This is a genomic window from Planifilum fulgidum (genome assembly GCF_900113175.1).
Classification (GTDB): domain Bacteria; phylum Bacillota; class Bacilli; order Thermoactinomycetales; family DSM-44946; genus Planifilum; species Planifilum fulgidum.
In genome coordinates this window covers 78,009-89,923 of sequence record NZ_FOOK01000008.1, presented here as the reverse complement: position 1 = coordinate 89,923, position 11,915 = coordinate 78,009, and the positions used below count along the sequence as shown (strand labels likewise).

Sequence of the window (11,915 nt, the reverse complement as noted above, 5' to 3'; positions counted from 1 at the left end):
ACCGGGGGGCTTCCATCGAAGACCCGACTCAAACAGTCTTGGGATAAACGCTCACCCGCTTGCGGTCGCGCCCCAACCGCTCGAAGCGGACCACGCCGTCCACTTTGGCGAACAGCGTATCGTCGCCGCCGCGTCCCACGCCCATGCCGGGGTAAATTTTCGTTCCGCGTTGGCGGACCAAAATGCTTCCGGCGGTGACAAACTGACCGTCGCCGCGCTTCACGCCCAGGCGTTTCGCAATGCTGTCACGACCGTTCTTCGTCGAACCGACGCCCTTCTTCTGGGCAAAAAACTGCAGGTTCATTTTCAGCATTTTCTCCACCTCCTCCTCTATTCCTTCCCGACCGAATCCGACAACCGAACAAAGTCGGGGTGCTCCTCGGCCACCATTCCCAGCGATGTCACCATCGCTTCCATCAACAGCTGGACCCGTTCGGCCAGTTCGGGGGAAAGCCCCTCGGGCACGCGGCAATCCACCCTTCCTTCCCGGTCCGAAGCCTGATGAACCCGAATCCCGAGAAGCCGCTCCGTCGAATTGACCAATCCGAGGGTGATCCCCGACACCGCCGCACAGACGATGTCCTCTCCGGGATCCGCATATCCGGCGTGCCCTTCGACCAGCACCCGCCGGATCCGCCGGTCGGGCGCTCTGAAAACGGTGACGCGTATCATCCGTCGTCAAGCCTCGATTTTTTCGATCTTGACCTTGGTGAAGGGCTGGCGATGCCCTTTTGTCCGCTTGTACCGTTTTTTCGGTTTAAACTTGAAAACGGTGATCTTCTTTCCTTTTCCGTGCTTTTCCACTTTCCCCGTGACGGAAGCCCCTTCGACCGTCGGCGTTCCGATCACGGTTCCATTCTCTTTTCCGAGCAGCAGCACCTTGTCGAAGCGGACGGTCTCCCCTTCCTGGGCAGACAGCTTTTCGACGAAAATGACGTCCCCTTCCTGCACGCGGTACTGCTTGCCCCCCGTTTCAATGACCGCGTACATCCCCGGTTAACCTCCTTTATCGAGACTCGCCAGAGACGGGTGGAATTCCCTTTAAAACCCGCCCTGAGCGGTTGCTTGTCCGGGTCGGCAAGCAAAGATACACGACGTAAATCCTACCACAGATCAGGGGATTTGTCAAATTTTCGGGCGCAAAAAACCAAACAGCTCCAAGGAAAAAGGGGGCTCCTTCCCTCGCCTCTTGACGAATTCCGGAAAGGGACCATCGGTGTGCGGGAGGGAGGTTTGTTCATGCCCCTTTCAACCAAGGAAATTTCCGTGACCGAAGCGACTGCTGGAGGGGAAAAACGGTTGTTGTGGATGTCTGCAACCCGCGGTGTGACTCCGGCCATCACGGGCCGCATTTTGAACGGTTGGAACATGAGGATGAGGAGGATTCAGCCAGGGGGTCGCCCCTACCCCAGAAAAATCGGCCCGACCGGCTGCCAAAGGGCCGAACAATCGCCGCGGTGCAAAAGGCGGGGCTTCGGCCCTCGTCGCCGAAGGTTTGCGCCGTCCGGAATGCAGTGCGGTCAACCTGCGGGGCGGAATGGAAACATGGGGGAATGATTCCTGAGGAAGACGAGCTGATGATCCGGCAAGCGATCCGGCCCCCCGGGTGCCTCCGCTACGTCGTCGCTTCCCGGAGTGAGGCGGTCATCGTCAATCCTCTGCGCCATATCGATGAATACCTCCGCTGGATCAAAGATAAGGGGCTGAAGGTCGTCACCGTGCTGGATACCCACGTCCACGCCGATCGCATCGGCGGGGACCCCTTTGGCCGCGCGGCTGGGAGTCGGCGGCATCCACCCCGTTGACGTCCTGCCTCCCCAAATCCCCTTGAAATGGGGAAACCCGACGGGAATTCATCGTGGGTTTCGCCCGGGTGAAGGTCCTCGCATTCCCGGTCACACTGCCGGAAACATCCCTATTTGGTCAATGAGCGCTAACCGGCGATTCCATGTGAACATCTGGTATTCCTACGACGGGAACACCAAAACGGACGTGGCCAAGGAAACGATCCGCTACGTGGAACGCGTGCCGCTCAGTTACTACGACCGGAATGTTCGGTAAGGGACGACGGAAGTGACCGCCGTAGCCACACAGCCGCCCAACTGCTTTTGGGAATCCATTGCTCGTTCCGACTTGGGCGGCAGAGGCGAAACCCGGGCTCCGGTCCATGACGAAACCCTCAAGAGGTTGTTAAAATGGCCGGACGAAACCGTCATCCTTCCCGGTCACTTCGGCTAGCCGAAAGATGCCAACGAAAAGGGAGCACGCCGCAACGCTCAGCGGTCCGAAAAAATTCGGCGAAGGACTTCAAAAGATAGAAGAAAAAGTGGTGTTCGCGAACTGCATTTTAAGCGGTTTGCCCCACTTCCCCGCCGCAGTACGTGGATATCAAACGGGGCCACATCGGGCGTAAGAAGCCGATGAAGCAACGCCTCCGAACTGGAACTGGGACGAAGCATCTGTGCCCTGGCACAAGCTTACCAAAACCGAGCGTGAAAAGCTCGTCGGCCGGTGTGCCCGCTTCCGGGACACCGGCCGCCTGTCCGTCGCACCTCACCGCAGGAGCTCACCGATCCGCGCCCGCGGGTTTTCCCCCTCGAAAAAGCGCTTCAAAACCACTTCCTCCGGGACGGATCCCAAGGGGCGCCCCTTTCGGTCGAACACCTCCATCACATGGTACACCTCCTTTTTCCACCGCCTCAACACCGCGAGCAACCGGTCCTCGGAGGAAACGGGCAAACGGACCATCCGGCCGCCGTCAAGCGGCCGATCCCGTCTCCGGATGAGGAATCGCATGTATTGCCATTCCCTCTGCTTGAGCGCCGTCCAATTGGCATGGCACAAAAAGAGGGAGACAATCACCAGATTGAGATGCACTTCCCCCGTTCCGAACAGACCGTGAAACAGCAAGCCGAGCGAAAGAACCAGGCTTCCCTTGAAAGTCCAGTCGAGGCAGCGGCGATAGGGAAGGACATAGCTGAGAAGGCCCTGCAACACCCTGCCTCCGTCCAAGGGATAGATCGGAAGCAGATTGAAGCCGGCCAGCATGGCGTTCCCCTTGACGAAAAAGGCGGTCCACTCCTCCGTCCAGAGGCCGAAAAAATAAAAGAGAAAACCCGCCAAAACCATCATCACGTTGTGGAAGGGGCCGGCGAGGGCGACGAGAATCTCCTCCCGGGCCGGAGCCGTCCCCCATTCATCCGTGCGGGCAACGCCGCCGAAGGGAAGCAGCTCAAGGGCGGTGACCCGCCACCCGTGGCTCCAGGCGGCGGTGAGATGTCCCAGTTCATGGATGATCACCAGCACGAACAATGCGACGATTTCGATAAAACGGCCGGTAAGCACCGACCACAAAATGGAAACCCAAAAAAGAAAGTGAATGCGGATGCGGATCCCCTGCCAGGGCAGGCTACTCAAGCGGGATCACGTCCCCCGGATCGACGAACCGATCGTTCACCCTCAGGGCAAAATACAACAGGGACCTTCCCGACCGCTCGCCGATCGAAGCGATGGTCTGTCCTTTTTTCACCCAATCGTCTGCCCGCACCCGGATCTTGTCCAGCCATCCGTACCAGGTCTCCTTTCCCCCTGGATGGCGGACAATCACCGTCTTTCCCAATCCTTCCCGTTCACCCGCAAACACGACCAGGCCCTCGGCGGAAGCGGTGACGGGGCCCGGACCGCTTGCGGCGATCACAATCCCCCGGCCGTCACGGCTGAAGGGACGGATCACATCCCCTTGCAGGGGGGCGGACCAGGAGACAGACTCCCGGGAGTCCTTCTCCGACTTCGGTTTGAAAACGGGAAGGATCGACGGACTGCCGGCGAACTTGCTCTCATACCATTCGGCAACTCCGGCAAAATTAAAATCCCGTTCCATCACCTGGGCGACAAAATCCTGCGCCTTGCGCCCGGCCGCCGTGTCGGACTGGAAGATCAGATAGGTGAACGTCAGAAGCAGAAAGGAACAAAACAGTTGGATCAAAAAGCGGCTTTCCTTGCGATGCTTGGTCTTCTCGTTCCAGGGTCCGGGCCGATTCCACGGACTTACATCCCAACCTGACATTTCTTCTTTATCCCTATATTTCCATCTCATGCCGCCATTGAAGCGGGGTTTTCCTTCCCGGATCGCCCGAACCCGCCTCTGACGCCGCTTGCGAATTCCCCGGCCCCATTCTCGCATATCCGTCACCCGCCCCTTTGTGGCCAAGCATTATCGGTACCAACATATGACTTGTCTCATCGGAATATGCGAAGGGGCATCAAATATGTAAAAATGTTCGATCATCCGAAACCGAGCCAGCGCCTCAACCTGGAAAAAAAGCCGCTCTGCCTCTCCAGCGGGAGCATCGGAACCGCCTCCCCCTGTATGCGGCGGGCAATGTTGCGATAGGCCCTTCCGGCGGGGCATTTGGCTTCGAAAACGGCGGGCTCCCCTTGATTTCCGGTGCGGATGATGGTCTCGTCGTCGGGAACCACTCCGAGCAGATCGACCGCCAGGATGTTCACCACGTCGTCCACCTTCATCATTCCGCCTTCCTTCACAAGGCGCGGTCGATAGCGGTTGACGATCAGCTTCGGCTTGCCGATATCTTCCTTTTCCAGCAGGCCGATCACCCGGTCCGCATCCCGGACGGCGGCGCTCTCCGGCGTCGTCACGACAATGGCCTGATCCGCTCCGGATACGGCATTTTTGAAGCCCAGTTCAATTCCCGCGGGGCAGTCGATGATGACGTAATCGAACTCCTCCTTCAATTCGGCGATCAGAGATCGAAGTTGCTGCGAAGAAATGGCCGACTTGTCCTTGGATTGCGCCGCCGGTATCAGGTACAGCGTGTCGCAGCGCTTGTCCTTGATGAGTGCCTGCTGCCGGGTGCAGTTGCCCTCAATCACATCGACCAGGTCGTATACGATCCGGTTTTCCAGGCCCAGCAGGACATCCAGGTTGCGCAGACCGATATCCGTGTCCACGAGGCACACCCTTTTGCCTTCCAAAGCCAACGCCGTGCCCACATTGGCCGAAGTGGTCGTTTTCCCGACCCCTCCCTTTCCGGAAGTGACGACGATCGACTCCCCCACCGTCTCTCCCTCCTTACAGGGATTTGAAGCGTTTATCCCTCCACTCCAGTTCCGGGCGAATCTGACCCAGATCGTGAACCGATTCGACGGCGATCTGCTCATCCAGCAAATAGGCGAAACGCATGCCCACTTCCGATTCATCCCACTCGTCGGGGGGGCGGGAAATCACCCCAGCGATTCTCAACTGAGTCGGCCGAAAGACGGATGCCGCAACAATCGCCGATTCATCCCCCTCGCTTCCCGCATGGGCCAAACCGCGGAGCGCCCCCAACACGTAGATGCTTCCGGTGGAGCGAATGCAGCCGCCGGGGTTGACATCCCCCAAAAAAAGCAAATCGCCGCGATGCTCCAGGACCTGACCGGAACGGATCGTTCCGCAAAGCAGCTTGATGCCCGGAGATGAATCGGCCAGGTAGTGCATTCCTTCCGCCTCGATGGAACGGACGATTAAATTTTTTCGGATGGAAAAAACCCGACGAAGCTCTTTCTCCTCTTCCCGGGTAATCTGCCTTCGCCCCAACTTGATCAGCACCGGCGTGTCCGGTCCATCCCAAATCTGCGAGGAAGGGTTCTCCAGTTTGTGCCGGATCTCAGCCAGGAGTGCAGAAAAAGGCCGGGTTTCGTCCAGCAGAAACAACAGACCGTCCTTGGTTCCCTTAATCGTCACACCCGGCTTCGCCAGTTTGCTCATGTGCCGTCACCCCGTCTCCTCTTACTCTTTCGTCAAAGGCCATCATTTTCCTTCTGGATGCCACGCCCCCGATCTCCCGGCAAATTTGCAAATGCCTGCAAAAAGAAAGGGAATCCGAACAATCCCCGTCGGATTGCACGGCTTCCCTCCTTCCCCGCGCCCTTTTCACCTGTGGAGTCCCGCCCGTCTCACCCGTTCAGGCCGGGAAACATTCCTTTCTCCTTCAGGCTGAAATAACAGCCGTCTCCCACGATGATGTGATCCATCAGTTCCACTCCGACGATTTCGCCCGCTTCGTACAGCCGGTACGTAACGTCGATGTCCTCCCGGCTCGGATGCGGATCCCCGCTGGGATGATTGTGCACGCAGATGATTCCCGCGGAACTGCGCCGAATCGCTTCGCGAAACACCTCCCGCGGATGAACCACGGAGGTGTCCAGGCTTCCGACAAAAATGCATTCCTTGTGGATGACGCGGTTTTTGGTGTTGAGAAAGAGGCAGATGAAATGCTCCTGTTTGAGATAGCGCAGCTCGTCCATCACCATTTCCGCCGCATCCCGGGGAGATCGGATCGTCATGCGCTCCTCGGGCATCGCCCGCGAAATGCGCCGTCCCAGTTCGATGCCGGCCAGGAGCTGCACCGCCTTGGCCATTCCGATGCCCCGGATCTCCATGAGCTCCTCCAGGGTGGTATTCGTCAGGCCCCGGATTCCCCCCGCCTTGGAGAGGACGCGGCTGGCCAGGGCGATCACCGATTCCGAGGAGGTCCCGGTCCTGAGCAGAATCGCGATCAGCTCCGCGTTGGAACAATGTTCGGCTCCCAGCTGGACCAGCCGTTCGCGGGGACGCTCCTCTTCGGGCACATCGCGAATCATCAGATGCTTTTCGGGATTCACGACATCCAGCCTCCCTCATCCTCGCCGGCAATGAGGAAAACCCGGGTGTCCCGCCCACAGATGTCACGCCTCATCGTCCGGCAATCGAAAATCGCGAACCAGAGCGTAGCCCAACCGCTTCGTCAACTGAAGGAGCAGCGGAACCGACATTCCGACCACATTGGTGTAACAGCCTTCAATTCGGTCCACAAGCAAGACGCCCAACCCTTGAATGCCGTACGCGCCGGCCTTGTCCAACGGTTCACCGGTCCCGACGTACCATTCGATTTCCTCCCGGTCCACCGGCCGCATCGTCACTTCCGTCACCCGGTGACCGACGGCTTTTCGCAGAGGCGAACCCCCTTGCACCTCCACGACGGCCAATCCGCTGTATACCTGATGCGTCCGTCCCTGCAGGCGCTCCAGCATGGTGATCGCTTCCCTCGAATCCGCCGGTTTGCCGAGCACTTCACCGTCCAACACGACGATGGTGTCGGCGCCGATCACCAGCGCCCGCTCCTTGGTCCCGGCCACATCGAGGGCTTTGGACAAAGCCAGACGTTCAACCAGCTCAGCGGGATCCTTCCCCGTCAACCCGGCCTCGTCCACTTCACCAGGTTGGACGGAAAAGGCAAGGCCCAGCCGGCGAAGAATTTCCCGGCGCCGGGGAGATCGCGAAGCCAATACCAACTCCGGTCGCACCGCACCTCTTCACCTCACCCTTGACCCGTCAGCAGCAGGCAAAATCGGTTCAACGAAAAAGGATGACCTTGCCTTATTAGAACACATGTTCCGGACCAAGTCAAGGGCGGGGCCTGTATCCTGCGGCAAGACAATCACTTTAACGAGGAGACCAGCGCCTCATAGGCCAACGCGTACCGGACCAGTCCCTCCTGTGCCTGCCAAGCCAACGCCGCGCTCGGATTTCGGCTCGCTTCCCTCGCGCTTTGAACGGCCTGATCCGCAGCCATCATCAGGTCCTGCAGATGGGGCCGGGCCCCGGAGGGAAGCTGTTTTTCCAGGCGGGTGCCCGCATCCATCATCCGGCGGTGAACCTCTTCGAGGCCCTTGGGATCGGGAAAACCCGCCGGAGAGGAACTTCCCAGAAAGGAAGCGGTGGATTCCGCCAGCGTCTGAAAGATGCGATGACCATCCTCCACGAACCGGGAAAGATCCTCCCCCGCCGCTTGCATCGCCTCTTCGGACAGGCGGACGCCATCTCCCTTCACCTTTAAATCCTTAAGGTACACGTCCACGTTTTCCTTCTGATAGATGACCGACAGTTTCAGGGCATCGTCCCGGTTTTTTGCCACCCCCAAAAAGATGCGGTGGGGGGAAGCGTCGGTCATCACCCCGGCGCGCCCCTTGCTGCGGTGAGACTGAATCGCCTGCTGCGCCCGCTCCTTTTCCGCAAAGCTTCCTCCTTGGATCAGCACCGCGTTCAGATCGGCCAAAGAAAAAGCCGATTTCCGCTCCTCTGAAGCCGCCTTCTCCTCCGGCGCCGGATTTCGCTCCAGGTGCGCATCGATGGATCGGGAAGAAAGCGCCGGATCATCGGAAAAAAACAGGGTGAGCACGGAAAATCCCATGATCGTCCCCAGAACGAGCGCCGCTCCGACGGAAAGCAGCACCGTCCCCATCGGCTGACGCTTCCCCTTGGCATATCCCGGCCGCTTCATCCGCTTTTTGGTTATCGGGGAACGCGGCACTCCCCAGTGAATCTCCGCATCGGAACTTCCGAGGCGCCGGGATGTCAGAGACCGGAGGCCCTTTTCCCCGTCGGACGGTTTTCCTTCCTTCTCTCCGCCGGAAGGCGGAAACGCATCCCCCTGACGGCCTTCGGGCCTTTTTCCGGAAAGATCGGCGGAACGTCCTGCCGCCCGGATGCGAACGCTGACCCGATGGGCCTCCCCCCTGCGGGTGGAATCCGAATCCCCCTTGCAAAATGAGGTTTTTCCGTTCCCCCACGCGGGCCGTACATGATTTCCTCTCGTCTCCATCGGTCCATCGTCTCCTTGTCAAATCTGCCTCTATTACTTATCTATGATTTGATAGAAACGATAGAACCGAAAGATCCGGCCACGCACTTCAGGAACGGGAGGAACGGTCCTTTTTTTCTTCTTTCTTGGGGCGGACCCGGATGGGATCTTTCGACTCCCGGGAAATCTCCGGCGGACCCTTGGCCCGAAGCTCCTTCAGCGCGGGATCCCGATACGCGTACACCAGGATCCGGATCCGGGCATTCCCGTAACCCCGCCGGCTTTTCAACCGGTGTTCCCATTCCTGGACGGAGACGATCCGCGTCATCTGGTGAAGCTTATGGAACCACTCCTTCAGCTCCGGAAGTTCCGCCGTCAGATACACATCCAGCCACACCGGTTCCACGCGGGCGATCTTCGGCGTTTTTGGAGAACCCTTTCCCTTTCTTCCGGACTTTTTCCCCTCCTCTTCCGCTTGGGCGGCCAGCCGGTCCAACTCCTCCCGGCTGTCGGCGACGTGAACCGCATTCAACTTCACGCCGGCGCTCTCGGCGGTATCACGAAGCTGCATCAACAGGCGGGGGATGTCCCGGTCCGGGGGAACCTTGTCGGCCAGCATCGACAGGGCATCGGGGGTCGGGGGGGTGCCGGGATCCGAATCCAACTCTTTGCGATGCGCATCCACATAGGAGGACATCGCTTGGTATTTGGCGGACACTCCCTCAATCTCCCTCCACTGTCCGTACAAAAAGGGAAGTGCGGAACCGGCGATCAGCAGGCTGCCCAGCACCCAGATCCAGGCCAGAAAACGGCCCGATTTCCACCACAGCGGAGAGCGCCCCTTCACGGCTGATCCCCCTTTTGGGCGGGCTTGTCCACGGTCAAATGAAAACGGACGATCCACGCCTTTTTCGGTTTCACTTCCAGGGAGGGATCCGTTTCGCTCTTCCCGATGCTGTCCACCGAAAAGGAAGTGATCGACTCGCTTTTTTCCATCATCTGCGTAAAAAAGGCCACATCGTCCACCGTGTGGAACGCCCCCTTCCCGTCCAACCGGTTCCCCTTCACCTGAAGATCAAACACCGTCGCCGACGGCGGCAGCGACGCCTCCAAGGCGCTGATCGCCTCGTCCCACTTCAACCGCTCCCGGTCCAGACGATCCACCGCCTTTACATAGGCAAGGGCAGGACCGTGTTCCTTCATGAACGCCTCCCGTTCCCGCACCTGCTTGCGCACCTCTCTCTCCACGGGCTCAAGCCGCTCCAGTCTGGACCGCGCCTCTGAAATCCGCTCTTCCTGGAGAAGAAAGAGCCAAAAAACCGCCGAAACGAACCCCGCAAGCCACAGGATCACGAGCAACAGTCCCAGGAAAAAATGGCGTCTCCCCCAGGAAGGCCGCGGCAGCAGATTCACCCTCACGCCGACATCCCCCCGTCCAGAAGCAGGCCGATCGGAACCGACAGGCAAGGGCCCAGCCAGGGAGAAACCCGCTCCCGCAGGCTGTCCTCCATGATTTCCCCGGGAAAGGGACTGATCGTCACCACACCCTCTTCCGGATTCAATCGATCGCGCAGCAGGGAGAAATCCACCCCCTCACCCGTCAGCACCCACTCCTTGGGCATCCATCCGTTCCGTTCCCTGAAGTCTTCCAGGATCTCCCGAAGGCTTGCCGTCAGCGCCTCCCCGTAACGCTTCACTTCCTCTTCCCCCTTCAGCCGGGGAGCCAGGGGATCCGCCTGCGAGGCTCCTTTCTCGGCAAAAAGAGAGACCGGCAGAGAAACAACGCGGGTCTCCAGCCAGATGTCTCCCTCGAAAAAGCTGATTTCCACGCTTCTGGGCGAGATTTGAACGGTCATCCGCCTCGAAAACACCCCGGGCAGGGCGTGGACCAGCCAACGGTGCAACCCCAAGGGCGCCGGTTCCAGACGGACCGGTTCCAATCCGCACCATTCCGCCAAAGAGGCGAAAGCGGTGACGGTCCTGCGGGACGCGGCCACAATCACCGCGTCCTGCTCTCCGCCGTCCTCCCAGACATGTCCCACCGGGCAGCAATCAAACACCGGATCCTCCCACGGCAGGTCCGCCTCGGGGAGAATCTTTCTTTGAACCCATTTTCGAAGCCTCCTCCTCCCCAACTCCGGAAGGCGCCGCCGCATCACCCGCACATGTCCCCCGCTGATGGCGATGTGAACCTTGCGCGTGCGCAGCTTCTTCCCCTTCAATGCCTCCCGGACCGCCTGCACCACGCTCTCCGGCTCCACCACCCCTTCTTTCCGGAACCATCCCGGCGGAAGCGGATGCACCGCCGCATCGGTCACGCGGATTTTCCCGCGGCTTTGGTGCACCTCGACCAGTTTGAAAAAGGAATCGGTCCACTCCAAGCCCAACCGATATCGCCGGAACCCCATATCGCAACCTTACCCCTTTGCTTCGACCGTTGTTTCGCACGGAACCGCCGATCAAAAAACCGCCCTAACGGGGAAAGAACGACCCGTACCAATCGATGATTCCTTCGCCCCAGCCGTGGGCGACAAAAATGCCCGCCGCCAAATGGGGGCCGAAGGGAAACGGATCCCGCCCCCGGCCTCCTTTCGCCAGCAGATACAGGCCGTGGAAGCCGCCGCTTGCGACCGCCAGCGCAAAAGCCAGCAGTCCGTTCGTCCACCCCAGCGCCAACCCGGACATGGCCAGCAGTTTCACGTCTCCCCCTCCCAGGCCGCCGGTCAGCCGGGCAAGGAAATACGACAGGAGAAAGGAGACAAAAAAGCCGAGCAAATGGAAGAAAAAGGGGTCCTCCCGGACCACCAGGCGCACCAGAAAAAAGAACACCATTCCCGGAACCGTCACGGCATCCGGGATGGTCATGGCCCAAAAATCGGTCCATGTCACCAGAACGAGGATCCCCACCAACACCCAGGCCACCCACAGCTCCCCCGTTCCTCCCCAAACGGTTTGGGCCGCGGCGAACCCTCCCCCCGTCAGCCAGGGAGCCCAACCGGCGGGAGGAAAGAGAGGACGGCCGCAACTCCGGCAGAGGGGGGTTCGATGGGTACCCGGATCAAAAAGAACTTCGGCTCTTGCGTCATCAGCGGCCCGCCTGCAGGCGGCGCAGCGGTAATCCGCATCTCCGCTTCCCTTCTCCAATAACCGCCGGGCAAGGCGGGGAAGCAGAAGACCCGCGGACCAACCGATCACAAAGGAAAAGACCAGTTCCGCCACCCGCTTCTCCTCCGGACAAGGCGTGTACCTCCAATCGATTTCCTGCATCTTTATTTTGGCACAACTAACCTC

16 protein-coding genes and 1 other annotated feature are annotated in these 11,915 nt (G+C 59.7%); of the genes, 2 read left to right on the top strand and 14 right to left on the bottom strand.

Translation table 11 applies throughout. From position 1 onward, the window contains the following. Positions 1-28 precede the first annotated feature (28 nt). From rpmA to rplU, 3 genes are read right to left on the bottom strand one after another with little or no spacing between them, the layout of a single operon-like run. Entirely contained in the window at positions 29-313 is a 285-nt protein-coding gene (rpmA, locus tag BM063_RS06590; protein WP_092037102.1) for a 50S ribosomal protein L27, read from the bottom strand. 17 nt (positions 314-330) lie between these two features. Further along, positions 331-672 carry a ribosomal-processing cysteine protease Prp gene (locus BM063_RS06585; RefSeq protein ID WP_092037100.1) on the bottom strand — a complete coding sequence of 114 codons (342 nt, stop codon included), beginning with the start codon at positions 670-672 and terminating at the stop codon, positions 331-333. Positions 673-678: 6 nt separating this feature from the next. Continuing rightward, positions 679-990 (bottom strand): 50S ribosomal protein L21, encoded by a 312-nt coding sequence (gene rplU, locus BM063_RS06580; RefSeq protein ID WP_092037098.1) that lies wholly within the window; start codon positions 988-990, stop codon positions 679-681. 12 nt (positions 991-1,002) lie between these two features. Continuing rightward, positions 1,003-1,073: a sequence feature (ribosomal protein L21 leader region), on the bottom strand. A 480-nt stretch (positions 1,074-1,553) separates the two neighbouring features. Here rplU and BM063_RS17210 point away from each other — a divergent pair. Both BM063_RS17210 and cotE read left to right on the top strand, forming a co-directional pair. Then, positions 1,554-1,805, top strand: coding sequence for an MBL fold metallo-hydrolase (locus BM063_RS17210; protein WP_143085255.1), 252 nt, complete (start codon positions 1,554-1,556; stop codon positions 1,803-1,805). A 145-nt stretch (positions 1,806-1,950) separates the two neighbouring features. After that, entirely contained in the window at positions 1,951-2,061 is a 111-nt protein-coding gene (cotE, locus tag BM063_RS17945) for an outer spore coat protein CotE (RefSeq protein ID WP_245752121.1), read from the top strand. 492 nt (positions 2,062-2,553) lie between these two features. Here cotE and BM063_RS06565 read toward each other — a convergent pair whose 3' ends face one another. The 11 genes from BM063_RS06565 to BM063_RS06515 all read right to left on the bottom strand — a co-directional run bounded on the left by BM063_RS06565 (position 2,554) and on the right by BM063_RS06515 (position 11,843). After that, positions 2,554-3,417, bottom strand: coding sequence for a M50 family metallopeptidase (locus tag BM063_RS06565; protein WP_092037094.1), 864 nt, complete (start codon positions 3,415-3,417; stop codon positions 2,554-2,556). Then, positions 3,410-4,183, bottom strand: a complete 774-nt coding sequence (locus BM063_RS06560) for a M23 family metallopeptidase (RefSeq protein WP_092037092.1) — start codon at positions 4,181-4,183, stop codon at positions 3,410-3,412. The genes BM063_RS06565 and BM063_RS06560 overlap by 8 nt, the downstream gene beginning before the upstream one ends. Before the next feature lie 101 nt (positions 4,184-4,284). Further along, complete coding sequence (gene minD, locus BM063_RS06555) at positions 4,285-5,079, bottom strand: septum site-determining protein MinD (RefSeq protein ID WP_092037090.1); 795 nt, start codon at positions 5,077-5,079, stop codon at positions 4,285-4,287. A 13-nt stretch (positions 5,080-5,092) separates the two neighbouring features. Then, the gene (locus tag BM063_RS06550) at positions 5,093-5,770 is read right to left on the bottom strand and encodes a septum site-determining protein MinC (RefSeq protein ID WP_092037087.1); all 678 of its coding nucleotides are present in this window, start codon (positions 5,768-5,770) and stop codon (positions 5,093-5,095) included. Between the two features lie 188 nt (positions 5,771-5,958). After that, positions 5,959-6,645 carry a RadC family protein gene (radC, locus tag BM063_RS06545; protein ID WP_092037203.1) on the bottom strand — a complete coding sequence of 229 codons (687 nt, stop codon included), beginning with the start codon at positions 6,643-6,645 and terminating at the stop codon, positions 5,959-5,961. Positions 6,646-6,729: 84 nt separating this feature from the next. Further along, positions 6,730-7,347 carry a Maf family protein gene (locus BM063_RS06540; RefSeq protein ID WP_092037085.1) on the bottom strand — a complete coding sequence of 206 codons (618 nt, stop codon included), beginning with the start codon at positions 7,345-7,347 and terminating at the stop codon, positions 6,730-6,732. Positions 7,348-7,481: 134 nt separating this feature from the next. Then, the gene (locus BM063_RS06535; RefSeq protein ID WP_143085254.1) at positions 7,482-8,354 is read right to left on the bottom strand and encodes an SPOR domain-containing protein; all 873 of its coding nucleotides are present in this window, start codon (positions 8,352-8,354) and stop codon (positions 7,482-7,484) included. 379 nt (positions 8,355-8,733) lie between these two features. After that, the gene (locus tag BM063_RS06530; RefSeq protein WP_092037081.1) at positions 8,734-9,471 is read right to left on the bottom strand and encodes a hypothetical protein; all 738 of its coding nucleotides are present in this window, start codon (positions 9,469-9,471) and stop codon (positions 8,734-8,736) included. Continuing rightward, the gene (locus BM063_RS06525) at positions 9,468-10,043 is read right to left on the bottom strand and encodes a hypothetical protein (RefSeq protein ID WP_092037079.1); all 576 of its coding nucleotides are present in this window, start codon (positions 10,041-10,043) and stop codon (positions 9,468-9,470) included. Before BM063_RS06525 ends, BM063_RS06530 begins: the two co-directional genes overlap by 4 nt. After that, positions 10,040-11,032, bottom strand: a complete 993-nt coding sequence (gene pilM, locus BM063_RS06520) for a type IV pilus biogenesis protein PilM (RefSeq protein WP_092037077.1) — start codon at positions 11,030-11,032, stop codon at positions 10,040-10,042. The genes BM063_RS06525 and pilM overlap by 4 nt, the downstream gene beginning before the upstream one ends. Positions 11,033-11,096: 64 nt before the next feature. After that, positions 11,097-11,843 carry a prepilin peptidase gene (locus tag BM063_RS06515; RefSeq protein WP_177199024.1) on the bottom strand — a complete coding sequence of 249 codons (747 nt, stop codon included), beginning with the start codon at positions 11,841-11,843 and terminating at the stop codon, positions 11,097-11,099. Positions 11,844-11,915: the final 72 nt, after the last annotated feature.